Origin of the sequence: Pandoraea sp. (assembly GCF_041919235.1) — a bacterium.
Lineage (GTDB): Bacteria > Pseudomonadota > Gammaproteobacteria > Burkholderiales > Burkholderiaceae > Pandoraea.
Window position 1 is genome coordinate 50,297 of the sequence record NZ_JAYRUC010000013.1, and the last position, 24,505, is coordinate 74,801.

Sequence of the window (24,505 nt, forward strand, 5' to 3'; positions counted from 1 at the left end):
TCCACGCCTACGCCTTCGACTTCGCAAGACACTGGACTCTCCGCTATGAAATCGCTATCCAAAATGCAACTGACCGCTGGCAGCTTGGTATTGCTGCTGATCTTCGCGGCCATCTGGCAATGGGGCCCGACGGCCTTCGGCGTGCCCGAATTCGTGTTGCCCAAACTGTCGTCGACGGTGGTCGAAGGCGTGCGCATGTTCAAAGCCGAGAACCTGTGGCTGCACATCGGCGTGACGGCGCTCGAAGTGATCGCGGGCTTCGTGATCGGCTCGGCGCTGGGCGTGGTGATCGGCGTGATCCTCGGCCTGTCGCCGTCGACCGAAGCCATGCTCTCGCCGTACATCCTTGCGTTGCAGATCGCCCCGAAAGTCGCGTTTGCACCGCTGTTCGTCATGTGGATGGGCTACACGATCTATCCGAAGATCCTCGTGGCGGTGCTGATTGTCTTCTTCCCCGTGATGATCAACGTGCTCGGTGCGGTGCGTGCCGTCGATCCGGACATGGTCAATCTGGTGCGCGCCCTGTGCGGCCGCCGCTGGCAGATCTTCCGCTTCGTTGAATTCCCGTCGGCCATGCAGGCGCTCTTCGCAGGCTTGCGCATTGCGTCGACGTTGGCCGTCATTGGCGTGACCGTGGGTGAGCTGGTGGGCGGCGACCGTGGCCTGGGCTATCTGCTCGTGTATGGCGAAGGCCAGGGCAATACCGCAATGGTGTTCGTCTCCATCGCGGGCCTCACCGTCATTGGCATCGCGGCCTATGCGGCCGTGGTCTGGCTGGAGCGCCGCGCACTGCACTACGTGCCGCGTGCTGCCATGAACATCGCGTGAGCGACAAGGAATTCCAACGTGAACGAACTGCCCATCCTCCCGCTCGACGTCGGCACCCTGGCGCCGCTTGACGGCAAGAAGCTGTTGATTACCGGTGGCGCACGCGGCCTCGGCGAGGGTTTCGTCCGCGCCGCGCTCGCTCGCGGCGCCCAGGTCACGATTGCCGACATCGCGGTGAACGAGGCGCAGGCGCTTGCCACCGAATTGTGCGATGCGGGCTATCGCGTGTCTTTCGTGCGTGTCGATCTGGCCGACCCCGCGTCGGTGGAAGCCGCCGCGAAGACGGCTGCCGAACGCATGGGCGGCATCGACGGGCTGGTCAACAACGGCGCCATTACCAACTCGGGCGGCAAGCTGGCCACCGAGTTGAGCATCGAGACGTGGGACGCGGTCATGAACGTCAACGTGCGCGGCACCTGGCTCATGACGATGGCGGCGCTGCCGTTTCTGCGTGCCTCGGGCCAGGGGCGCGTGGTGAACATCGCCTCGGATACCGCGCTGTGGGGTGCGCCTCGTCTGCTGGCCTACGCCGCCAGCAAGGGTGCGGTGATGTCGATGACGCGCTCGCTCGCCCGTGAGCTCGGCCCCGACGGCATTACCGTCAACGCCGTTGCGCCGGGGCTCGTCGAGGTCGAAGCCACGGCCTACGTGCCCGCCGAGCGCCATCGCCACTATCTGGAGGGACGCGCGCTGCCGCGCGCTCAGGTGCCCGACGACGTGATCGGCCCGGTGCTGTTCCTGCTCTCCGATGCTTCCCGTTTCGTGACCGGGCAGGTGCTGCCGGTCAACGGCGGCTTCGTCATGCCCTGACGAGCCACCCCTCATTCGCAACGCCTTCAAGGAGTGACACCATGGCGCAAGCCGAAGCAAAAAACACCGCGACACCGCAGGCAGTCGAGAGCTGGACACAGGCCGAAGGCCAGGCGTTCGGCGACTGGCTGGAGACGCGCGTGGCGCGTTTCTCGACGCGCAAGTACGACTGGGATGCCCTCAAGTTCCAGGCTGACTACGACCCGAAGTACCGCCGCGCACAAATGCGCTACGTCGGCACGGGCGGCACGGGTGTGGCCAAGGACATCAACACCGTGCCCGCCGGTCACTTCACGTTCTCCACGATGGTAATCCCGGCCGGCAACATCGGCCCGAGCCACATCCACATGGATGTGGAAGAAATCTTCTTCGTGATGCGCGGAAAGATGAAGGTGATCTGCGAGCGCGACGGCGAGACATGGGAAGCCGTTCTTGGCGAGCGTGATCTGATCTCGGTGCCGCCGGGTGTGTACCGCACGGAAATCAATATCGGTGACGAAGACGCGCTCATGTGCGTGATGCTCGGCTCGCAAAAGCCGGTCACGCCGACGTACCCGCCGGATTCGCCGCTCGCGAAGATCAAGCGTGAGTTGAAGTAAGGCCACCAGGCGGGTGACACCCCGCAACGTCCGGTGACGTGTTTGCCTTAGGCAAGCGCAGCACCGGCAGGAATTCACGAAGCAGGACGTTCAGTCGACACCATGCAAGCCGAAGTCTCTCTGTCCGAAGTCCCCGAAGATGCCGCCGTCGCGCCGATGCGCGCGCGCCTTGGCGCCTTCCCGTACCGCACCGTCGCCACCCGCATGGGCATCGTCGGCTATCGCTGCGCCGGGACACGCGTCGACGGTGGCATGCCGGTGGTGATGCTGCATGGCATCGGGTCCGGCGCGGCGTCCTGGCTGGCACAGTTCGAAGCGACGGGATGGGCGGCGGAGCTATATGCATGGGATGCGCCGGGCTACGGGCAGACGTCGAATGTCGCCGATGCCGAACCGCACGCCGACGTCTATGCCGACGCCCTCGAAGCGTGGCTCGATGCGCTGGGGCTTGAAAGCGTCGCGCTCGTGGGGCACTCCCTCGGCGCGATCATGGCGACGAAATTTGCAAGCCGTGCGCCGCAGCGGGTGCGCGGTCTCTTTCTCTGCTCTCCCGCAGCCGGCTACGGCAAGGCCGATCCGGCGGTGCGTTTGTCCAAGCGGGCGAGCCGGCTGGCGATGCTCGACACGCTCGGTCCGGCCGGCATGGCGCGCGAGCGCAGCGACAACCTCGTCGCGGCGAACGCCGCGAACCTGCCGCGCGCCTGGGTGAAATGGAATATGGCACGTGTGTTGCCCGAGGGCTACCGTCAGGCAACGCATCTGCTCGCGAATGGCGATGTCGCCAGCGAATTGGCGCGATACGTGGCGGCGAACGCGGGGCCGGTGGCGGTGGCGGTGGGCGCACAGGATGCCGTTACGCCACCGGCGCTCTGTCAGACGATTGCCGAGGTGGCGGGTGTGCCGCTGCAGATCCTGGACGGCGCGGGGCACGCGTCGTATATCGAAACGCCGGACGTTCTGAACGCGGCACTTGCCGCGTGGCTAGAACGTATCGCGGCAGGAGGGCGTTGATATGGCACCGGCAACCCGCAAACGCGCAGCAGTACCGTCCGACGCGTTGACCGAAGCGGACACGATGAGCCTGCAAGACGTACCAGGCGTGCAGGGCGAGCGCGAGCGCGACGGCGACAGCGATGGCGACGACATCGTCGAAGGCGCAGCCGCCGAGTCGCGCTACCTGGTGCCGGGGCTCGAGCGCGGGCTGCGGATTCTCACGCAATTCTCGCCGCGCGAGCCGGTATTCAGCGCGCCGGAACTTTCGCAGCGGCTGGGCATTCCGCGAACGACGGTGTTCCGCTTGTTGCAGACGCTCGAGGCGATGGGCTTCCTGGAGCGTGCCGGCGGCGAGAAGAATTTCCGTCTGGGCGTGGCCGTGCTGCGTCTGGGCTTCGAGTACCTGAGCTCGCTGGAGCTGACCGATCTGGGCATTCCGATCATCGAACGGCTGCGCGACGCAACCCAGCTCACGTCGCACATCGTGATCCGAGACGGTCGCGACATCGTGTTCGTGGCGAAGGCGCAGAGCGTCGCAGGCGTGTTCAATTCGATCAAGGTCAACGTCGGCACGCGTCTGCCCGCGCATGCGACCGTGCACGGCCATGTGCTGATGGGCGATCTGACGCTGGCCGAACTTCGCGCGCTGTATCCGGAAAAAACGCTCGAAAAATACACGCCGCAGACGCCCGAGACGGTCATCGAGTTGTTCGAACGCGTGCGCGAAGACGCCGAACGCGGCTACGCCGTGTCGGCATCGTCGTTCGAGCGCGGCATTAGTGTGGTGAGCGCGCCGGTGCGCAACGATGCAGGTCGTATCTGCGCGGCCATCACGGTCACGATTCCGCGCGCCAACATCGACGCGTCGATGCTTGATGCGGGCCTGATCGGACAGGTGCGCGAGGCGGCCGACGCCCTTTCGCACCGCCTGAACTACCGGCCGGGCACCGATGGCCGTACCACCCCCTACATGAAGTCACTGGGATTGAAATGATCAAGATCGACCTCACCCAGCGCGCGGCGCTGATCACTGGCGGCTCGTCCGGCATCGGCCTTGCCACGGCCGCGCGGCTGCTCGACGCAGGCGCCGCTGTCGCTATCTGCGGGCGCAACCCCGAGCGTCTTGCACAGGCCGAAGCGCAGTTGCGCGAGCGCCATCCCGAAGCGCGTCTCATCGCGGCGAAGTGCGACGTGCTCGATGCAAGCGACGTCGCGGCGCTGGCCGAACGTATTCGCCGCGAGTTCGGTCGTCTCGACATGCTCGTCAACAACGCGGGTCAGGGCCGTGTGTCGACGTTTGCGGACACGACCGACGACGCCTGGCGCGAGGAGTTGGAGCTGAAGTACTTCAGCGTCATTCGTACCACGCGGGCGTGCCTGCCGATGCTGCGCGAGGCGGCGCGCGAGACGGGCGATGCCGCCATCGTCTGCGTCAACTCGCTGCTGGCGCTCCAACCGGAGCCGCACATGGTGGCGACGTCGTCGGCGCGCGCCGGGGTCCAGAACCTGGTGCGCTCGATGGCGAGCGAGTTCGCGCCCGATGGCGTGCGTGTCAACGCCATCCTGATCGGGCTGGTGGAGTCGGGCCAGTGGCGCCGCCGCTTTGCCGAGCAGGGCGATGGCAAGACCTGGGAGGCATGGACCGGCGAGTTGGCCCGCAAGAAGCAAATCCAGTTGCAACGTCTGGGCAAGCCTGAAGAGGCGGCCGCAGCAATCTTTTTCCTGGCGAGCCCGCAGTCGTCTTACACGACGGGCAGTCACATCGATGTTTCCGGAGGCTTGGCAAGACATGTCTAACAAAACCACCGTCGGCGAAGTCATCGCGGCGTTTCTCGAACAGTGCGGTGTGAAGACCGCGTTCGGCGTGATCTCGATTCACAACATGCCGATTCTCGACGCCATTGCGCGACGCGAGAAGATCCGTTACGTCGGCGCGCGCGGCGAAGCCGGTGCGCTGAACATGGCCGACGGCCTCGCGCGCGTTTCGGGGGGGCTCGGCGTGGCATTCACGAGCACGGGCACCGCTGCGGGCAATGCGGCCGGCGCCATGGTCGAAGCGCTCACGGCCGGCACCCCGGTGCTGCACATTACCGGCCAGATCGAAACGGAATACCTCGACCGCGATCTCGCCTACATTCACGAGGCGCCGGACCAGCTCAGCATGCTGAACGCGATCTCGAAAGCCGCCTACCGCGTGCGTTGCGTCGACACGGCGCTCTCGACCGTGCGCGAGGCCGTGCGCGCTGCGCTCACGGCACCGACCGGCCCGGTGAGCGTGGAGATCCCCATCGACATTCAGGCCGCCGAAATCGAATGGCCCGCCGATCTGACGGCCCCGCACATTGTGGTGCCGACGCATGACGACACCCGCGTCGCCGAGCTGGCCGACAAGCTGGCCGCCGCGCACCGCCCGCTGCTGTGGCTGGGCGGTGGTGCACGCGGCGCTGAAGCCGCCGTCAAGCGCCTGGTCGACCTGGGCTTCGGCGTCGTGACCAGCGTGCAAGGGCGCGGCATCGTGCCGGAAGACCATGCCGCCACGCTCGGCGCGTTCAACCTCCATCCGACGGTCGAGAAGTTCTACAGAACGTGCGACGCCGTGCTTGTCGTGGGCTCGCGCTTGCGCGGAAACGAAACGCTCAAGTACAAACTGGCGCTGCCGCGCCCGCTCTATCGCGTCGACGCCGACGGTCTGGCAGACGGCCGTGGGTATCGCAACGACCTGTTCATTCAGGGCGACGCCGCACGGGTGCTCAACGCGCTTGCGGACCGTCTGCAAGGGCGTCTCTCAGTCGATCCGGCGTTCCACGCCGATCTCGCGGCGGCGCGCGACGCGGCAGTCAAGCAGGTCTCGGAAGGCCTCGGCCCGTACCGTCAACTCGTCGCGGCGCTGCAAGGCGCGCTGGGTCGCGACTTCAACTGGGTGCGCGACGTCACGATCTCGAACAGCACATGGGGTAACCGGCTGCTGAAGGTCTTCTCGCCGCGCGCGGGCGTGCATGCGTTGGGCGGCGGTATCGGTCAGGGAATGCAAATGGGGATTGGCGCGGCGCTCGCGGGCAACGCCAGGAAGACCGTGGCCCTGTGCGGCGACGGCGGCCTGATGGTCAACGTGGGCGAGCTCGCCACCGCCGTGCAGGAGAAGGCGCCCGTCATCATCCTGTTGATGAACGATCAGTGCTACGGCGTGATCCGCAATATCCAGGATGCACAGTACGGCGGCCGACGTCACTACGTGCAGCTCCACCAGCCGGATTTCGCCGCGTTCTGCGCGAGTCTGCAGCTCAGGCACGAGCGCATCACGGCCATCGATCAGGCGGAAGGGGCGATCGCCCGCGCCGTCGCGCACGACGGTCCGGTGCTGCTCGAAGTCGACATGCTGTCGGTCGGCAATTTTGCGTCGCATTTTGCCGGTCCGCCGGTACGGGAGCCTGCGAATGCATGAGTTGAACCACCGTCCCGTGGATGTCGCGCTGATCGGCTTTGGCGCGATCGGCTCGAAGGTCTACGACGCGTGCGCTGGCGACCCGTATCTGCGCGTGGGCCATGTGATCGTGCCGGAAGACGCTGCCGCCCGCGTTCGGGAGAGCGTGCGTGCAGACACCGAAGTGGTGTCGTCGGCGCAGGCGCTCTCCAGCCGTCCCGACTTCGTGCTCGAGTGCGCGGGTCACAGCGCGCTATCGGGCCACGTCGTGCCGTTGCTCAAGTCGGGCGTGGATTGTGCGGTCGCGTCGATTGGTGCGCTGTCCGACACCGATCTGCTCGCCGCACTGGAACAAGCCGCCAAGGACGGCGCATCGACCGTCACGCTGCTCTCCGGCGCCATTGGCGGGATCGATGCGATCGCGGCAGCGCGCGAGGGCGGTCTGGACGAAGTGGTGTACACCGGCCGCAAGCCGCCGATGGGCTGGCAGGGCACACCCGCCGAGCAGGTCTGCGATCTGGCGTCGCTCACCGTGGCGACCGTGATATTCGAAGGCAGCGCCCGCGATGCGGCGCGGCTGTATCCGAAGAACGCGAACGTGGCGGCGACGGTTGCCATCGCGGGTCTCGGGCTCGATGCGACGCGCGTGCGTCTGATTGCCGACCCCGCGACCACGCGCAACGTGCATTACGTCGTGGTGCGCGGGGCGTTCGGTGAGATGTCGCTGGAGATGTGCGGCAAGCCACTGCCGGACAACCCGAAGACATCGGCGCTGACCGCGTATTCGGCCATTCGCGCGCTACGCAATCGCGTTGCGAACTGTGTGATCTAGCAGGAAGAGCATCATGAGCCATCAAGATTTGCTGCAAGGGTTTTCGAGCGACATTCTGGTCGGCGGCGAATGGCGCGCCGGCACCGGCAAGCGCTATCAGAGCCTGTATCCGGCCGACGAGAGCGTGAACGCCGAGATCGCGGCGGCGGGGGCCGAAGACGCCGTCGAAGCCGTCGAGGCGGCCGACGCGGCCTGGCGCCGTGCCGACTGGGCGGGGCTGAAGCCGCATCAACGGGCAGCCGTGCTGCATCGTGTGGCCGACGGCATCACGCAGCGCGCCGAGGCGCTCGCACATTTGCAGCGGCGCGACAACGGCAAACCGATCAGCGAGACGCGCGCGCTCGTGGCGAGTGCCGCGAGCACGTTTCGATACTTCGCTTCGTGCCTCGAGACGCTCGAAGACACGCTCACGCCTTCGCGTGGCGATTATTTGACGATGAGCGTGCACGAGCCGCTCGGTGTCGTGGCGGCCATCACGCCGTGGAATTCGCCGATTGCATCGGACGCGCAGAAGCTCGCCCCGGCGCTCGCTGCGGGGAACGCTGTCGTGCTCAAGCCGGCGGAGGTCACGCCGCTCGCCTCGCTCGAACTTGGCCGCATCTGCGAAGCCGCCGGGGTGCCGCGCGGCGTGCTGTCGGTCTTGCCGGGCAAGGGGTCGGTCATTGGCGACATCCTTGTGCGCCACCCCAAGGTCAAGAAGGTTGCCTTCACCGGCGGCACCGAAGTCGGACGGGGCATTGCGCGGCTGGCGGCAGAAAAACTCATGCCGGTCTCGCTGGAGCTGGGCGGCAAGTCGCCGACCATCGTATTCGAAGACGCCGATATCGATCACGCTGTGGCGGGGGTGCTGTACGGCATCTTCAGTTCATCGGGTGAATCGTGCATCGCGGGATCGCGTCTTTTCGTGCACAAGGCGATTTTCGACACGTTCGTCGAGCGGCTTGTGGCCGGCGCCAAGCAACTGCACGTGGGCGATCCGCTGCGGGAAGACACGCAGATGGGACCGCTCGTGACGGCGTCGCACCGCGAGTCCATCGAGCGCTATGTCGCCATCGGGCTGGAAGAGGGCGGCCGCCTGTTGTGTGGCGGCGAGCGTCCGGCGGGCGACGGCCGCGAGAAGGGTTATTTTTACCTGCCGACCATCATCGCAGGCCTGACCAACCAGGCGCGCATGGTGCAGGAGGAGATCTTCGGGCCGGTGCTGGCGGTATTGCCGTTCGAGAACGAGGCCGATCTGCTGGCCGAGGCCAACGACAGCGTCTATGGCCTGGCCGCCGGTATCTGGACGCGCGACTACAAGCGCGCGTGGCGCGTCGCACGCGCACTCGAGACGGGCACCGTCTGGATCAACACCTATAAGCAGTTCTCGATCTCGACGCCGTTCGGCGGATGGAAGGAGAGCGGCACGGGACGTGAGAAAGGACGTCTTGGCCTGCTGGAGTACACAAACCAGAAGAGTCTCTACTGGGGCATGAACGATAACCCGCTCGGATGGGCGGGCAAGGTTTGAGCGACACGAAGTGGCAGCACAAGCCGCGATGCACAGGGCATTGCGGTAACCCGATACTTGAGCGAGGCAGAGATATGTTGTCGATTTTCCGTGGATCGTTGGTGCGCCGCGCGCGTCGCGTGGCTGGCCTGTGCGCCGTGGCTGGACTGACGAGCCTGGCGGCGCCGGTGATGGCGCAGCCTGCACTCCAGCAGATGACCTATCTGCTCCCGGCCCCGGCCAACCTGCCGGCCTTCGCGCCGCTGATGCTGGCCGAGAAGAAGGGGTACTACGCGGCCGAGGGGTTGTCGGTGCGCTGGCTGACGGTACAAGGCGGCGCCGACGTCGGCAAGCAACTTGCCTCGGGGAATGGCGATCTGGGCGGCGGTCTGGGCGACACGCCGATCGTGCTGCGCCCGAACGGCATCCCCATCAAGGGCGTGGCGCTGCTGGGCGGGCGCACGCTGCATCAACTGGTCGTGCGCGACGACGCGAACATCAAATCGCCCGCCGACCTGAAGGGCAAGACGATCACCGTGTTGGCGTATCAGGACACCGGTTTCTACGCTACGCTGGGTGTGCTTGCTTCCGCCGGACTCACACGTAACGACGTGCGAATTCAGGGCGCAGGCCCGGCCGGCGTGTGGCAGCAGGTGGCCACGGGCAAGGCTGAAGCGATGGTGGGCACGCCCGAGTGGGCGCAGAACATCGAAGACGCCGGCGTGAAGGTCACCATGACTTCGACCGACAAGTATTTCCCGGGCATGGCACAGGCGATTCTCGCATCGGACAAGACCATTGCCGAGAAGCCGGAGATGATTCGCAAGTTCGTTCGCGCCACAATCAAGTCGGTGGCCGAGATCATGCGCGACCCGGCGGGTGCCGCCAAGGAATACTGCGCGACCGTGCCGGGGTACAAGGGCAAAGAGGCCGAGATCGAGAAGATCCTGACGTATTACGCCCGCAACGTGTATCCGGGCCAACAGCGTCTCGGTGCGTTCGATCCGGCGCGTGTGGCGAAGCTGCAGGACTTCTATGCGCAGGAAAAGGTCATTCGCGAGAAGTCGAACCCGGCCGACCTGTTCACCAACCAGTTCGTGCAATGACGCGAGACGACACATGAACGAACACGCCCCGGGTGCCGCACCCGCCGCCCAGCCCGAAACGATGTTGCTGACGGTGTTTCTGCGTCACGATCAGTCGAACTGTCTCGACGATTTCCAGGAACGCCTGAAGGCAGCCGAATGGTGGGAGCGTTTTCCGCCGGCCGGTGTGAGGGTGGTGTCCTGGACGGTGGCGATGGGCTTCGGCCAGATCGTCACGCTCGAACTGCCGCCGCATCTGCTGCCGGCGGTCAACGTCGAGCTGGAGCGCTCGGCCTGGGGGGTGTTTCGCACCGAATGCTATCCGACTTACGACTTCGTACCCGTGCACGCGCGCATTCGCGAGCGGGTTCGCAATGGAGGGAAATGATGGACCGTTATCTCGAACCGCATCAAGCGCGTCGTCATGAGCCGACGCAATACGAAAGCCTGCTGGGCGACGCCATCGAACGCGCCTACGCGGCGGGCACGCACGATCTGGCGGGGCTGGTGGCCTACCTGAATCGCACCGGCCCCGGCCCGCAGGACGGTGACGTGTGGACCGAAGCGATCTACATCGCGCAGATGGCCCGAATGGCCGAAGAGTAACAACATCACAGAGTGCGATCGTGGCCCGCTGGCAAGCGAGTGACGACCGCGATGGAGACGTCCCCCATGACTACGCAACAGCCTATCCTTACCGCCGACGCCATTCTCGAACGCGGCCTGAAGAATCTCTGGTATCCGATTTGCCCGTCGCACATGATCGGCCGCGAGCCGGTGTCGCTGCGCCGCCTGGGCAAGAAGCTGGTGTTCTGGCGCGATCAGGACAACCGGGTGCATGCCCTTGACGACCATTGCCCGCACCGTGGCGCACCGCTCTCCAAAGGCATCGTGATGGGCGATCGCATTGCCTGTGGATATCACGGCGTGCAGGTGCGATGCGACGGCACCGTGATGCGCGTGCCGGGCAGTCCGGGCTGCAAGCTCGAAGGCTCGCGTCCGACGCAGGCGTATCACATCGTTGAGCGTAACGACGCGATCTGGCTGTACAACGCCGCCGAGAACATCGACACGCCGCCGCCGCTGGTGTTGCCCGAAGAGCTCGATGCCGATGGCGAATTCTCGTCGTTCCTGTGCTACACGGAATGGAAGGGCGACTACCGGTACGTGCTCGACAACGTGATGGACCCGATGCACGGCACGTATCTGCACAAGCAGTCGCATTCGATGGCCGAAGGCGATAACACGGCTGCCTTTCGCATCCGCGACACCGACCGGGGCTTCGTCTTCGAGAAGGAAGGCCAGCGCGACGTGAATTTCGACTGGACCGAGTGGGCCGATACCGGCACCCATTGGATGCGTCTGGAAATTCCGTATCCGAAGACGGGGGGGCCCGGCGGCAACTTCGTCATCGTGGGCAGCTACACGCCGGTCTCGCCGACGCTCGCCGCCGTGTTCCACTGGCGTTGCCGCAAGCTCGACGGCTGGCAGCGCGATACGTGGCGCTTCCTGTATCGCAACCGACTCGAGGCACGTCATTGGGCGGTGCTGGAGCAGGATCGCGTGATGCTCGAGGACATGGAACCCGATGCCAACCAGAACGAGCATCTGTATCAACACGACATGGGGATCGTGCGACTGCGCCGTCATCTGAAGAATCTGGCGAAGGCCGAACTCGAACGCTTGCAGCAGGGCAAGGCGTAAGCCACGCGAGACACGTCATGCAGATCGAACCACGCTTCAAGGCCGAACGTATCCGCGCACCGGCTGTGCCCGATGTGGGCACGGCGACCTGGAGCAACGGCATTCGCGTCGGCAACGAGATCCTGCTCTCGGGCATGACCGCTCACCCGGTCACGCGCGACGCGCACGGGCCGCTCACGACCTACGAGCAGACGCGGGTGGTATTGGGCAAGATCCGCGCGCTGGTCGAAGCGGGGGGCGGTACCGTCGCGAACATCTACAAGCTGGTGGTGTACGTGACCGACATTGCCGACAAAGACGATGTCGGACGTGCGCGCGGCGAGTTCTTTGCGGATGTGGTTGCCAACGGCGGCGCCTATCCATGCTCGACGCTGGTGCAAGTGAGCGGTCTGGTATTTCCGGAACTGCGTGTGGAGATCGAGGCGTTCGCGCGACTCGACATCGATTTGTCCGCAGCGGGCCGCGCCGACGGACGTCAAGAGAATCAGCAACATCAGAGAGCAGCGTTATGAGCAAGTCAAACCTGTCGGCGATGGTGCGCACGCTTCGTTACGAAGCGGCAGGCATCATGAGCATCGAACTCGTGCCTGCGGCGGGCAGCGGCACCCGGTTCCCCGGTTTTACGCCGGGTGCGCACATCGATCTGCATCTGCCGAGCGGGCTGGTGCGCAGCTATTCGCTCGTGAATGCGCCGGGCGAGGAGAACCGCTACGTGCTCGGCATTCTGGCCGACCCGAAAAGTCGCGGCGGCTCGCGCTTCATTCACGACAATTTTCGTGTGGGGATGACGCTGGACATTTCCGCGCCGCGCAATCACTTCGAACTCGATGAAGCCGCCGAGCACACGGTACTCGTGGCGGGCGGCATCGGCGTGACGCCGATTCTCTGCATGTATCGACGCCTGCGCGCCCTTGGTCGGAGCGTCAGGCTGATGTACTGTGCACGCACCGCGCCGCAAGCCGCTTTCGTCGAAGAACTGAACGCGCTGGGCGGCGACATTACCTATCACTTCGACGACCAGCACGACGGCCGGCCCGCCTCGCTCGCGACGTTCCTGTCCGGGCAGCCGGCGGGCACGCATGCTTACTGCTGTGGCCCTGGCGTAATGCTCGACGCCTTCGAGGCAGCGTGTGCCGACGCGGGCATTGCCAACGTGCATATCGAGCGCTTTGCCGCCGCGCCGGATGCGCCGCCGCCTGCTACGTCCGAGGGCTATGTCGTGACGCTAGCGAAGTCCGGCAAGGAACTCGCCGTTCCGGCCGGCGCGACGCTGCTCGACACGTTGCTCGCCGCCGGTATCGACGCTGAGCATAGCTGCATGGAAGGTGTGTGCGGCGCCTGCGAGACGCGCGTGCTCGAAGGCTGCCCCGATCACCGCGACTCGGTGCTGAGCGCGTCGGAGCGTGCCGGAAACAAGGTCATGATGATTTGCGTGTCCGGTTGCAAGGGCGAGCGCCTGACGCTCGATCTGTGACTGCGCCGCCCCCGAAACTCCTACCTGAGACTGCCATGACGATTTTGGGCATCGAACAAATTACCTATGGGGTCGTCGACCTCGACACCTGCCGCCGCTTTCTCGGCGACTGGGGACTGACCGAGGTCGCCGCCGACGCGAACGGCGCGCGCTTCGAAACACTGAACGGTTGCCGTGTGCTGGCGGTGCGTCACGACGATGCATCGCTGCCGCCGGCGATGGAAGAGGGGCCGACATTGCGCGAGGTGACGTGGGGCGTGACGACGGCCGATGAAGTGCGTGCCATCGCCGAGCGCCTGGCGGACCAGCCCGGCTATTACTTCAGGGACGGCGCGACGGGCTGTGTCGATCCGAACGGCTTGGCGGTGCGGGTGGAAGTGACGGCCAAGCGTAGTGTGGACGTACAGGGCTCACCGACCAACCCGTGGGGTATCCCGGCGCAGCGTGTGAACACCCCGAGTCCGGTCTATGAGCGTGCGCAGCCGATCGAAGTGGGACACGTGGTGTTTTTCACCCATGCGCTCGCGGCCACGCAGAAGTTCTATGAAGACAAACTCGGCTTTGAGCTGTCGGATCGCTATCCCGAGCGTGGTGCGTTCATGCGTTGTGCGCCGCACGGGGGGCATCACGATCTGTTTCTGTTGGCGTTGCCCAATGGCAAGCGGGGCCTGAACCACGTTGCGTTCACCGTGCGCGATATCCATGAAGTGTTCGGCGGTGGCATGCACATCGACCGTTGCGGATGGGAAACGCAGTTGGGACCGGGCCGTCACCCGATTTCATCGGCATATTTCTGGTACTTCAAGAATCCATGCGGCGCACTCATCGAGTACTACGCCGACGAGGACATCCTCACGCCGGAGTGGCAGCCGCGCGACTTCGAGCCGGGGCCGACCGTCTTCGCGGAATGGGCCGTCGACGGGGGGCTCGACGGCAACACGCGTCGTCAAAAGAAGGGCAGTGAAGCGCCCACCGGCAAGTTCATGACCGACACGGCCAAACGCTGAGTCGGTGTGTCGCGGACGCGTCAAACCGGGGGGGGCGACGCGTCCGGATCGCGAGTTGTCGCGAGAAGCGGGAACCGGCGCGCGATGTTGCGTCATGAGGCTTGGAACTGACTTGCCCAGACGTGAGCAAGGTCCGAGGGCGCACATGGCGCGCCGGCAACCGTCTTGCGTAGACGCTTGCGGCACGAGGGGGCATGCACTGCGCAGCCCCCTTTTGCATTGGGCGGTTACTTCGCCAGCTTATGTCGCCCGCTTATGTCGCCCGCTTATGTCGCCCGATTACTTCGCCAGATTACTTCGCCAGATTACTTCGCCCGATTACTTCGCCAGTTCAGCGTCGATGGCGGCGAGCAGACGCGCATCGTCGGCCTTGACGTCCGGCGAGAAGCGGGCCACGACCTGCCCGTTGCGGCCGATCAGAAACTTCTCGAAATTCCACAGCACGTCGGCCGGGTTCTCGCGTACCACGCCGAAGCCTTTGAGACGCTCGCGGAACGGGCCTTCACCGGTTGCTTCCGGCGCGGCGTCGACCAACGCGGTGTAGAGCGGATGCCGGTCGTCGCCGAGCACGGAGATCTTGGAAAACAGCGGGAAGGTCACGTTGTATTGCGTGGTGCAGAACTCGCGAATCTCTTCGTCGGTGCCCGGCTCCTGAGCCTTGAAGTTGTTCGCGGGGAAGGCTAGCACTTCGAGACCGGCGTCGCGCTTTGCTTCGTACAGGCGCTCGAGGCCCTCGTATTGCGGAGTGAGGCCGCACTTCGACGCAACGTTGACGATCAGGCGCACTTTGCCCGCGTAATCGCCCAGGGTTGCGGCGCCGCCGTCGTTGCGCGTGACGGCGATGGTTTCGATGAGGGTGCTCATGCGTATTTCCTTTCTTTGTAAGGTCCGCCGAGTGTAGCGCAAGCCTGTGAGGCCTGCCGAGCGGCGAAGCAAATGCCGATTGACAGTCGGTTAATGGTATGGAAGGATTCGCGGAACAAAAAAATCGCGGGCGCGCTCAAGCGCTTCGTATGGGTGAACCATCACGGGGTAGTTCGAATGTTTCGTGCCGTTTCTCGCAGAATCGGTGATCCTGCCTCAGACGCAGGCCATGCCCTTGCCTTGAATCGGGTCGCGCTCATGCCATAGCCAGCGCATGTCGCCGCGCTCGTGCGTCCAAATTCCATCAGACCCTACCGCCGGAATTCCGTGCCTTTACGGAGGTCGTGCGCCTATGTGTCGGTCGTTGCGCGTGCGCCCGTTCCGAATTCACCAGTCAACGCGTCGCAATAAGAAAGCCGTATTCCGGGAAATCGAATGAATCGCATCTATCGTGTGGTGTGGAGCGCCAGTCTGGGCATGTATCAGGTCGCGTCCGAGGTGGCCTGCGGTCACGGCGGGACGTCGCGCTCGGCGGACCATCGCCGTGGACGCAGCGCGGCGGCGGCCGCCGCCGTTGCAGTGGCTTCGCTGACCTCGGGAGCGGTGTGGGCAACGCCGTTGCCCGCCGCCTACATGGGTGGCGCCACGGCGCTCTATGCCGGTCGTGCCAACACCGTCTCGTCGACGAATTGGGGCTACGACGGTACGACTCTGTCGATCACTGGTGCGACCTTCGCCCTAATCGCGAACACGTTCGGCACAATTTCGAACGCCGGCACGCTGGCCGGTATTTACGCGTTGTCCATTCAATCGCTCGGCAATGTTGCGCTTCTCGAGAACAACGGATTGATTTTTTCCTCGCGCGGCGCGGGCATCTACAACAGCGGCACACTGACGTCGGCATTCAATTCCGGTTCGATCGCTGCCACCATTACGAATGGTGTGCAGAACATGTCGTATCTCGGCGCGCTGACCAACACGGGGAATATCTCGGGCGTTTCGGGCGTGGCCTCGCTCAAGTCCATTGCGTTGATCCCGCGATTGGGCACGTTGACGAACAGTGGCACCATTACGGGCTCGCAAGTCGGGGTGATGAACCGTGGCGCTAGCCTCACGACGATCGACAACCAGGCCCATGGCTTGATTGATGGCACCAGTGCGCCCGGCACGGGCATCGACAATCGCGGTACTGTGCTCGGTGGCACGACCTATCACGGCATCATTGGCACGATCAACAACGCCGGAACGATTTCGGGCGGGAACTACGGGATTTACAACGAAGACGCGATCGGTACGATCGACAACCTCGCGGGCGGGCTCATCGCCAGCGCAGGCACGGCAATCGCGAATGCCTCTGCGGCTGCCACGATCGGACAGATCAACAACGCCGGCACGATTGCGGGCGACATTGCCCATTCCGGCACGCAGGCCCTGTCGATCGCGGGCGCGTCGGGCGCGGCGCTGGGCACCCTGACGGGCTTCGGCAGTGCCCTGCCGGGGACCCTTTCCAGCTCACTCGCCGATGTGCACTTCAACGGCGGCAATCTCCTGCTTAACGACAACCTGAACCTCGCTGGCACGCGAACGGCGTTCAACGACGCTTCGGTATTGCAAGTCAACAATGTCATTCAGGTCTCCGGCGATTACGCGCAGGCGGCGGGTGCCGCGCTCCAGATCGGTGTTGCAGGCAATGCCGTCACGACCGGCGACATGACGACCGACAGCGGCTACGGACGCCTGGTCGTGAGCGGCAATACGACACTTGCAGCGGGGTCGAGCATCGCCTTGCAGTCGCTCGGCTATTCGTTCGCGGCCGGTCAGCGTTATGTTGTAATCGACACGGCGGGCACGGCCACATACAACGAAGGTTCGCTGGTTTATCGCGTCAACGGTTCGTCGACGCTCGGCGCGACCGGCGCCACGGTCGCTAACGGCAGTCGGCAGGATCTGGTCGTGACCGTGGTCTCGGATACGAATGCCGGTTCGGGCAATGGTGGTGGCAGTACCGCTACGACACCGCCCTTCGACCCGCGTACCAATGCCCTGATTGCCTCGGCACCCAACGCGCAATCGTCGCTGCGGGGCTTGCTGGGCTACACCGGCGTGAGCGACGCCCAACTCCTCAACCTGTACAACGCGGCAATCGGGTCGCTGAGCGGCGGCTCGACGGACTCGGCCAATCGGGTCGGCAAGCAGCTTGCGCCGGCGCAAAATACGCGTGCCGCAGGTGCGGCCACATTCGACTCGCTGGGCGTGGTCAGTGCGCACGTCAACAGCCTGCGCGTGGCGCAGGCCGGGGGCACCGGGGTTGCGACGGGGGACAGCGTTGTCAACTGGGGCGTCTGGGGACAGGCCTTCGGCGGTCACGCCAGCCAGTCGGCGCGTGACGATGTCGACGGCTACAGCGCCAACTACGGCGGTCTGGTCGTCGGTGCAGATCGCGCGTTCGGCGATCGCTGGCGTGCGGGGGGCGCGTTCCAGTTCTCGCGCACGGCGATCGACAATGACGGCAGCACGTCGGGCAACTCGACAGGGGTGAACGGGTACGGTCTCATCGGGTACGCGGCTTACACTGGCGAGCCGTGGTACGTGAACCTGTCAGGCTCGGTGGTGATGCAACGCTACGATACGCAGCGGTCTGTATCGATGCCGGGCTTCAACGGCGTGGCCAATGGCAACTTCAACGGTCAACAATACGTGGTCGGTGCCGAATTCGGCTGGCCGCTGGCGCTGGGGCGCGCCGTCGTCACGCCGCTGGCGAGCGTCACGTACGGTTACCTGCGCCAGAACGGCTATACGGAAACCGGCGGCAATGGCTCGGCGCTCACGGTCGGCAGCGTCGGCGCAAGCTCGGTGCGCAGTGCGCTGGGGGCGAAGTTCGCCGTGCCGTTCGAAACGTCGACGGGGGTGTGGGTGCCCGAGGTGAGCGTGCAGTGGATGCATGAGTACAACCGCACGCGCCAGACGACGGGCGCCAGCTTCGCGGCGGACCCCACCGGTCAGACGGGCTTTACGACCGTGGGCGCCACGCCGGTGTCGAACCTGGCCGACGTCGGTGTGGGCGTCACGCTCATGCGGGCGAGTAACCTGAGCGCGTCGGTTCGCTACGATCTGCAAGCAGGGTCGGGCTTCGTGTCGCACACCGGCATTGTGCGCGTGCAACAGCGTTTCTGAACGCCTGACTCGCTCAGACAGGAACGGCGGTCGCTGACGTTGACACGGTAGCGACCGTCGTGGAAGTATCGCCCAATCCTTATCGCTTCCCGGCGCCACGCAGATGTCCTCCGCCTCCTCGACTTCCGGAACGCTGACGTTCGCGCAGGCGATTGCGCTTGCGCATTCCCACTGGCAAGCGGGGCAAGCGCCGCAGGCGGAAGTCCTTTGCCGGCGCGTGCTGGAAGCGGCCCCCGAGCATCCCGACGCTCACTATCTGCTTGGCCTGATGGCGCATGCCTATGGCAAACGCGACGTGGCGATCGAGCATCTGCGGGCGACGTGCCGGGCATCGAATGCACCGGCGTCCTGCTGGTCGGATCTGGCCGAAATGTGTCGTCAGGCGGGACATCTGGCCGATGCACTGGCCGCCGCCCGGCGTGCTGTCGAGGTCGATGCGGCGTTCGCTGCCGGATGGAACAATCTCGGGATCGTATTGCAGGAGACCGGGCAGCTTGAAGAGAGCCTGACGTGCCTCACACGCGTGAGCGAACTCATGCCCGCGTCGGCCGACGCTCAGAACAATCTCGGGAATACGGCGCGTCTGCTTGGGCACCTGGACGCCGCCGAAGCGCATTATCGCCGAGCACTCGAACTCGACCCGCAGCGCGCCGATGCGCATAGCAATCTGGCGTCATTGTTGAGTGTGCAACGGCGCTTTGCCGAGGCGCTGACGCTCGCGCGCCGCGCCATCGAACTGGCTCCGCAGTTTGTCGACGCTTACCGGAACCTCGCCGACGTGGAGCTCTCACGCGGCAACGTGGCGGCGGCATTGGAGATGGTCGAGGTGATGTCGGCGTTCGCTTCTCAGCATCCTTCGACGCTCGTGGCGCGCGCCGGCGTTCTGCGTGTCGTGGGGCGACTGGACGAAGCGCTGGCCTGTGCCCGCGAAGCGGTTGCGCGCCAGCCCGAGCGTGCCGATGCGCAGGCCGTGCTGCGGGAGGTCGAGGTGGATGTGGCGGCGCGCGTGGCGACCGACGCGAACGCGGTGTCGACGGACGTTGCGCAACAGCACGCTGGGCCGGCGCCGGTGTCGCCCATGCCGCACGATCTGGTGGCGAATCACGAAACGATTGTGGCACGTATGCTTGCCCACGACTATGAAGGCGCGGAGGCGATGCTGCGCGAGGTCGTGTCGGCCGGTGTGGCCCCGATGCCGATGTGGCGACTGCTCGCTGTGGCGTTGCGTGCACAGGGCAAGGCGCAGGAGGGACGAGACGTGCTCGACATGCTCGCGCGTCAGGTGCCGGGCGATCTATCGAACCGCTTCGATCTTGCCGAAACGCTGCTCTTGTTGGGCGACTTCGAGCGTGGCTGGCGCGAGTATCGCTACCGCTACAGCCTCGAACATACCCAGTCGATCGAGCGCAAAGTGCAGCGTCCGCGTTGGGAGGGTCAGCCGATTCCCGGGCAAACGCTCCTCATTCATGACGAGCAAGGCTACGGTGACACGTTCCAGTTCATGCGCATGGCGCGATGGGCGCGCGAGCGCAGTCAGGCGCGCGTGATTTTCGAGGTCAATCAGGAGACGTTGTCTATCGCAAAGCGCATGTGGGGCGATGACAATATCGTCGCACGCGGCACGTTGCCGGTGACGTTCGATCAGCATTGCGAACTGATGAGCCTCCCCATGGCGATGGGGCTGACGCTGTCCGATCTGCCCGGCGAGGTGTCATACCTGAGTGCGGATGCCGAGCGCGTCGCGCAATGGCGCGCAAGACTCGCAGACGTACCGAGGCCATGGGTGGCCGTGGTGTGGGCTGGACGTCCAGAGCACGTCAACGACCGCAATCGCTCCATGTCGCTCGATCAACTCGCGCCCTTGGGGCGCTGTGGCGCGACGTTCCTGTCGATTCAGAAGGGGCCTGCATCGTTGCAGGGGAAAACGCCGCCCGAGGGGATGTCGATGGTGTCGTTGAGCGACGAGATTCGCGATTTCGAGGACACTGCCGCGATTCTGCATCTCGCGGATCTGTTGATCTCGGTCGATTCGTCGCCCGTGCATCTGGCGGGGGCGATGGGGCGTCCGGTGTGGGTGCTGTTGCCGTTCGTTCCCGATTGGCGCTGGATGCTCGACCGTGATGACTCGCCATGGTATCCCGGCATGCGCTTGTTCCGCCAGCCGGCGCGTGGGCAATGGCAGCCTGTAGTCGAGCGCGTGTCGCAGGCGTTGCAGCAGTTCGTTGCGCGGGGGGAGTGATGGCGATGCTTGATCGAACGGGCAGCGTCTGCCGAGCGGGTGCTGACGCATGCGGATTGCTACGCGCGCTGCTTTGTGCGGCGGCGATTGGCCTCGTGTCGCTTGCCTCCGGTTGTGCCAGTCTGGATCGCGACGCGCATGCGGAATCGCTGGCGGGGCCTGCGGGCCTCCAACGGGAAACATTGTCGGCGGGTGATTTTCGTCTTACCGCGTTCTCGCGCATTACGCGCGCCGATAAACCGCTGCGTATTTATATCGAAGGTGACGGTCTGGCCTGGATCTCGCGCACCGAACCGTCGCTCGACCCGACACCGGTTGCCGCGACCGGGCTGGCGCTTGCCGCCGCCGACGGTTCTGCCAATGTCGTGTATCTGGCTCGCCCCTGCCAGTTCACACCAATGCGGGAAAATCCACGCTGTCACGTCGCTTACTGGACCGGCAAACGCTTTGCTCCGGAAGTGGTCGACGCGATGAACGCGGCGGTCGGACAGTTGGCGGCGCGGGTACCCGGGCAGCCCATCGAGCTTGTCGGCTATTCAGGCGGTGGTGCGATTGCCGTGTTGATCGCCGCACGCCGACGCGACGTGGCAACGCTGCGCACGGTCGCCGGGAATCTCGACGTCGAATACGTCAATCGATTGCATCACGTCTCTGCGATGCCCGCTTCGCGCAATCCCATCGATGTGGCGGCGCAGGTCGCCGGGATTGCGCAGATCCATTTCAGCAGCGCGCAGGACACGGTGGTGCCGCCGGAAGTGGCGCGGCGTTTCGCAGCGGCGGCGGGCGGGCGATGCGTGAAGACGGTCGTGGTGAGCGGGATCGCTCACGATGGCGATTGGGCGCAACGTTGGCACGCGTTACTTGCTCAACCGCCAGTGTGCGGCGGGCGTTCGTGAGTGCCTGACCCGGCGGCGATGCGTCAGGTCTCGCGTACCAGAGCGGCGATCGCCTCGAAGAGCGTGACGTCGCCACGCAGGGTGTGTTGGCCGTCGTTGCGAAAACGGAAGCCATCGGTGTTGAAGCCATCGAGCATCTGGATGCGAGGCAGCGGGTTGCGCATGCCCTGCGCCCGAAAGAGCGGGTCCCAACCGGCACGGGGCACAGCTTCTGCGCGTACGTCACGAACCAGCGCACGGGCCAGTGCGGCGGCGATGTCGTCGGGCGAGTAGCGCTCGGGGCCCTCGATTTCCCAGATTCGCTCATCGATCGAATGTGCCTGCATGGCGCGGGCCGCGAAATGGCCGACGTCGGTGGCCGAGACCATCGGAATGGCTCGATCCACCGGTTGGAGATACGTCGGCAGTTCGCCGCGCTCGCGTGCGGGCGCGATATCCCATGCGAAGTTCTCCATCAGCCAGGCGGGGCGCAGGACGACCATCGGCAACGATACCGACAGCATGGCGGCCTCAAACATGCGCATTGCTGTAAGCAGGCTGGGCGCCTCGCAATCTGCGCCGATGCTCGACAGGCAAACCACCCGCTTCGGACGCGCGGCGGCCAGCGCTTGGCGAATGGCATCGATCAAGTGCCGCGCATGTGAGAAGTCCGGCTCGGGATCGGCGTTCGGCGGGAGCATGACGAACACGGCGTCGCTGTCGCGAAAGGCGTGGGTGAGGGCGTCGGCATCGCCATTTTCCGCGACGGCGACGTCACTGCCCAGCGTGGCCCATCGACCGGATTTGACGGTGTCCTGAACGACGGCCCGCAACGGCAGGCCTGCCGCCAGCAGATCGTGCCCGACCACGCTGCCGACTCGGCCCGAGATGCCCATTACGGTGTACATAGTCACTCCTCGCGCGCAGTAACGTTGCCGTAAACGTAACACGGGAGCGAGGGAGGGGCTTACAAATGGATGGCGTAGGTGTCGGTGTCGGTGAACTACGGGGTGACGTGGCGCAGCGTGCTCGTGCACGCGCCCGATGTGCGTGCGATGAAGCGGTGACGGATCGCAACGAGCGCGAGGCGACTACTACGCAGAGCCGCTCTGGGGCCGAGGCGGGATAGAGTGAATCGCATGCAGTGTTGCGAACGAAAGGCGCTCGGCCGAATGCCCTGGAAGAATGCTGCTGAATTCGTGCGAATCCGTCCATGCTGGACGACGTCTTATCCACGCATCGACGCCTGCGAATCGTGGGCGGAGATGCGGCAGAAGGTACCGATCGAGATGGGAACACTCCGAAAAATTGACTCGCGCGTGGCGCGTTCGAAAGCCAGTTGCACAGAGAGCAAATACAAGCACGACGAGATGAGGCTGCCCGCACGGGTGACAGCGCTCGAATCCGTGCTGTCCACGCTTGCGACAAAGGAGGATTGGGCGCGAGAAGTGGGGGCGTTGCGGTCCGAGATGCATCAAGGATTCGGGAATCTGCGAAGCGAGATGCATCAGGAACATGGAAATGTGCGTAAGGAGATGCACCAGGAATTTGGAAATGTGCGTAAGGAGATGCACCAGGAGTTTGGAAATGTGCGTAACGAGATGCACGAGGAGTTCGGAAACGTGCGTAATGAAATGCACCAGGAATTTGGAAAAATGCGCAATGAAATTCATCAGGAATTCGGAAAGGTGCGCATTGAGGTGGCACATGAAATTGTGGACGTCCGCCGGGACATGGCGACCGAATTCGTGAGTGTTCGAAAGGAGATCGGTGCGGTGCGTGCTGATCTGCAGGGGCTGGGCGCTCAGATGCACGGGGAGATGCATAGGCTCACGTGGCGTCTGATCGGCACGATCGTTACCGTCGGGACGGCATTGGTTGCCGCAACGCATTTTCTTTCCGGCACACGCTAGCCGTACGAGACGAGGCTGAACGACGAGCGGAATCGCCGTGTGCGCGGGGCTGATCGAGCGGAGCGGGGAACGGCCCGTCACCGGTGGCGGGCCGTTGAATCGTGCTAGCCCATTAGCTTGGGGCGTTTGCCGGGCCCGCGTGAAAGAAGCACTCGGCATGGGCTGATGAATTTGTCGCTGGCGACGGCGGCTTGCGCGAACGTTTCGAAGTAGATCGCGTGATCGGCGTCTGCGACGTGGGCTCGTTCAATCTCCTCGGCAGACTCGTTCCATGCAAATCCCAGGTATTCGCCATGGTCGTGAAACCACACGACATATCCCTTTCTTGACAGTGATTTCGGCACGTCCGGCGCGTCGCTCGCCTCGAATCGCTTCTTCGTGCTCGCAGCCGGAGACTTCACGTTGTCATCTTTCGGATCACTCATAGGTCGCTCCTAGAAGTTACCCCCCATTGAGGCGGGGGACGTTTCCATCATCCTCGCAGTGAAGTCACTTGAGTTTCAGCAACGTCCGAATAACATGCGCTAAACGTCGCCAGTCGAAAGCGTCGGCGTGTTTCCTGAATCAATAAGGGGGAACGCGGGGCCTTTAGGCGGGTGGGGTAAGCGCTGTGCGCGAAGCGCGAGAGGGTTGGCAGAGCGTCGCCCGGCGCCCTGAAAATGCTCTGGTGCCATAGCCGATCCGAGAATCGGATGTCTCCCACAAAATGATGAGGATTGTTTCTGGGATTCGCACGCAGGCGTGTGATTTTCACCGAGGTTCCCTCGTTCTTTTCTCGTTCTCACCGTCCTGAGTGATGCCACCGTGTCCTTGGCGTGCCGAGATGAGATTCAGGCCTGAGGAGGCGGGGCCGGGCGAAGCAATGTCGGGCGACGAATGGCGACGACTGCAGTGTTAAAGCACTTATGTCGGGAAAGGGGTTCATCTATTGAGTCTCGCCAAGTGGCAGGAAGTTTTCGGAAGTCACTGAAACGCAGGTATCGGACACGCTGCCACAATGCGTACGGCCCCCTGCGAAGCACTTTTCACCTTGGAGGAACCCATGGATCATTCAAAGGAAACGGGTGTCGCGTCGCAGAGTCGCCGGGCGACCGGATCGGCAGGTGGCCGTGGCGACGACGGAACGCCGCCGAACATGCCGTCTTCGTTGCCGAGGAAGGGGCATGTCGTGTGGATCCACTTACACAGCGAGTACCTC

23 protein-coding genes and 1 pseudogene are annotated in these 24,505 nt (G+C 64.5%); 21 read left to right on the top strand and 3 right to left on the bottom strand.

Annotated elements, in window-relative coordinates; translation table 11 throughout:
* Window positions 1-45: 45 nt before the first annotated feature.
* The 16 genes from ACE3UG_RS12220 (at window position 46) to ACE3UG_RS12295 (ending at window position 14,242) form a co-directional block, all read left to right on the top strand.
* Window positions 46-828, top strand: coding sequence for an ABC transporter permease (locus ACE3UG_RS12220; RefSeq protein ID WP_374624223.1), 783 nt, complete (start codon window positions 46-48; stop codon window positions 826-828).
* An 18-nt stretch (window positions 829-846) separates the two neighbouring features.
* The gene (locus tag ACE3UG_RS12225) at window positions 847-1,638 is read left to right on the top strand and encodes an SDR family oxidoreductase (RefSeq protein WP_374624225.1); all 792 of its coding nucleotides are present in this window, start codon (window positions 847-849) and stop codon (window positions 1,636-1,638) included.
* Between the two features lie 41 nt (window positions 1,639-1,679).
* Window positions 1,680-2,237, top strand: coding sequence for a cupin domain-containing protein (locus ACE3UG_RS12230; protein WP_374624227.1), 558 nt, complete (start codon window positions 1,680-1,682; stop codon window positions 2,235-2,237).
* Window positions 2,238-2,339: 102 nt separating this feature from the next.
* Entirely contained in the window at window positions 2,340-3,248 is a 909-nt protein-coding gene (locus ACE3UG_RS12235; protein WP_374624229.1) for an alpha/beta fold hydrolase, read from the top strand.
* Window position 3,249: 1 nt separating this feature from the next.
* Window positions 3,250-4,224 (top strand): IclR family transcriptional regulator, encoded by a 975-nt coding sequence (locus ACE3UG_RS12240; protein ID WP_374624231.1) that lies wholly within the window; start codon window positions 3,250-3,252, stop codon window positions 4,222-4,224.
* Window positions 4,221-5,027 carry an SDR family oxidoreductase gene (locus ACE3UG_RS12245; RefSeq protein ID WP_374624233.1) on the top strand — a complete coding sequence of 269 codons (807 nt, stop codon included), beginning with the start codon at window positions 4,221-4,223 and terminating at the stop codon, window positions 5,025-5,027. Before ACE3UG_RS12240 ends, ACE3UG_RS12245 begins: the two co-directional genes overlap by 4 nt.
* Window positions 5,020-6,672, top strand: a complete 1,653-nt coding sequence (locus tag ACE3UG_RS12250; RefSeq protein WP_374624235.1) for a thiamine pyrophosphate-binding protein — start codon at window positions 5,020-5,022, stop codon at window positions 6,670-6,672. The genes ACE3UG_RS12245 and ACE3UG_RS12250 overlap by 8 nt, the downstream gene beginning before the upstream one ends.
* Window positions 6,665-7,483, top strand: a complete 819-nt coding sequence (locus ACE3UG_RS12255) for an aspartate dehydrogenase (RefSeq protein WP_374624237.1) — start codon at window positions 6,665-6,667, stop codon at window positions 7,481-7,483. Before ACE3UG_RS12250 ends, ACE3UG_RS12255 begins: the two co-directional genes overlap by 8 nt.
* 13 nt (window positions 7,484-7,496) lie before the next feature.
* On the top strand, window positions 7,497-8,993 hold the full coding sequence (locus ACE3UG_RS12260; protein WP_374624239.1) for an aldehyde dehydrogenase: 1,497 nt from the start codon (window positions 7,497-7,499) through the stop codon (window positions 8,991-8,993).
* Window positions 8,994-9,067: 74 nt separating this feature from the next.
* Window positions 9,068-10,078, top strand: coding sequence for an ABC transporter substrate-binding protein (locus ACE3UG_RS12265; RefSeq protein WP_374624241.1), 1,011 nt, complete (start codon window positions 9,068-9,070; stop codon window positions 10,076-10,078).
* 13 nt (window positions 10,079-10,091) lie between these two features.
* Complete coding sequence (locus ACE3UG_RS12270) at window positions 10,092-10,445, top strand: hypothetical protein (RefSeq protein ID WP_374624243.1); 354 nt, start codon at window positions 10,092-10,094, stop codon at window positions 10,443-10,445.
* Window positions 10,445-10,663 carry a recombinase-like helix-turn-helix domain-containing protein gene (locus ACE3UG_RS12275; RefSeq protein ID WP_374624399.1) on the top strand — a complete coding sequence of 73 codons (219 nt, stop codon included), beginning with the start codon at window positions 10,445-10,447 and terminating at the stop codon, window positions 10,661-10,663. The genes ACE3UG_RS12270 and ACE3UG_RS12275 overlap by 1 nt, the downstream gene beginning before the upstream one ends.
* Window positions 10,664-10,729: 66 nt before the next feature.
* Complete coding sequence (locus ACE3UG_RS12280; protein ID WP_374624245.1) at window positions 10,730-11,761, top strand: Rieske 2Fe-2S domain-containing protein; 1,032 nt, start codon at window positions 10,730-10,732, stop codon at window positions 11,759-11,761.
* A 17-nt stretch (window positions 11,762-11,778) separates the two neighbouring features.
* Window positions 11,779-12,273, top strand: coding sequence for a RidA family protein (locus tag ACE3UG_RS12285; RefSeq protein WP_374624247.1), 495 nt, complete (start codon window positions 11,779-11,781; stop codon window positions 12,271-12,273).
* The gene (locus ACE3UG_RS12290; protein ID WP_374624249.1) at window positions 12,270-13,235 is read left to right on the top strand and encodes a 2Fe-2S iron-sulfur cluster-binding protein; all 966 of its coding nucleotides are present in this window, start codon (window positions 12,270-12,272) and stop codon (window positions 13,233-13,235) included. Before ACE3UG_RS12285 ends, ACE3UG_RS12290 begins: the two co-directional genes overlap by 4 nt.
* A gap of 35 nt (window positions 13,236-13,270) precedes the next feature.
* Window positions 13,271-14,242 carry a VOC family protein gene (locus ACE3UG_RS12295; RefSeq protein WP_374624251.1) on the top strand — a complete coding sequence of 324 codons (972 nt, stop codon included), beginning with the start codon at window positions 13,271-13,273 and terminating at the stop codon, window positions 14,240-14,242.
* A gap of 318 nt (window positions 14,243-14,560) precedes the next feature.
* Here the strand turns inward: ACE3UG_RS12295 and ACE3UG_RS12300 are convergent, their stop codons facing one another.
* On the bottom strand, window positions 14,561-15,106 hold the full coding sequence (locus ACE3UG_RS12300) for a glutathione peroxidase (RefSeq protein WP_374624253.1): 546 nt from the start codon (window positions 15,104-15,106) through the stop codon (window positions 14,561-14,563).
* Window positions 15,107-15,541: 435 nt separating this feature from the next.
* Here ACE3UG_RS12300 and ACE3UG_RS12305 point away from each other — a divergent pair, with 435 nt between their 5' ends.
* The 4 genes and pseudogenes from ACE3UG_RS12305 (at window position 15,542) to ACE3UG_RS12320 (ending at window position 21,415) form a co-directional block, all read left to right on the top strand.
* On the top strand, window positions 15,542-18,280 hold the full coding sequence (locus ACE3UG_RS12305; protein WP_374624255.1) for an autotransporter domain-containing protein: 2,739 nt from the start codon (window positions 15,542-15,544) through the stop codon (window positions 18,278-18,280).
* A 103-nt stretch (window positions 18,281-18,383) separates the two neighbouring features.
* A pseudogene (locus tag ACE3UG_RS12310) lies at window positions 18,384-19,070 on the top strand (tetratricopeptide repeat protein); the annotation flags it as partial.
* A gap of 288 nt (window positions 19,071-19,358) precedes the next feature.
* A complete protein-coding gene (locus tag ACE3UG_RS12315) occupies window positions 19,359-20,519 on the top strand; it encodes a glycosyl transferase family 8 (RefSeq protein ID WP_374624401.1) in 1,161 nt (386 codons plus the stop codon).
* Window positions 20,520-20,524: 5 nt separating this feature from the next.
* Window positions 20,525-21,415: an alpha/beta hydrolase gene (locus ACE3UG_RS12320; protein WP_374624257.1), complete on the top strand. Its 891-nt coding sequence runs from the start codon at window positions 20,525-20,527 to the stop codon at window positions 21,413-21,415.
* Window positions 21,416-21,438: 23 nt separating this feature from the next.
* On the opposite strand, the gene ACE3UG_RS12325 is transcribed toward ACE3UG_RS12320, so the two are convergent.
* Complete coding sequence (locus ACE3UG_RS12325; protein WP_374624259.1) at window positions 21,439-22,302, bottom strand: NAD(P)H-binding protein; 864 nt, start codon at window positions 22,300-22,302, stop codon at window positions 21,439-21,441.
* A gap of 264 nt (window positions 22,303-22,566) precedes the next feature.
* Between ACE3UG_RS12325 and ACE3UG_RS12330 the strand changes: the two genes are divergently transcribed.
* Entirely contained in the window at window positions 22,567-23,307 is a 741-nt protein-coding gene (locus ACE3UG_RS12330) for a hypothetical protein (protein WP_374624261.1), read from the top strand.
* 104 nt (window positions 23,308-23,411) lie between these two features.
* Here ACE3UG_RS12330 and ACE3UG_RS12335 read toward each other — a convergent pair whose 3' ends face one another.
* A complete protein-coding gene (locus ACE3UG_RS12335) occupies window positions 23,412-23,732 on the bottom strand; it encodes a hypothetical protein (RefSeq protein WP_374624263.1) in 321 nt (106 codons plus the stop codon).
* Between the last annotated feature and the right edge of the window lie 773 nt (window positions 23,733-24,505).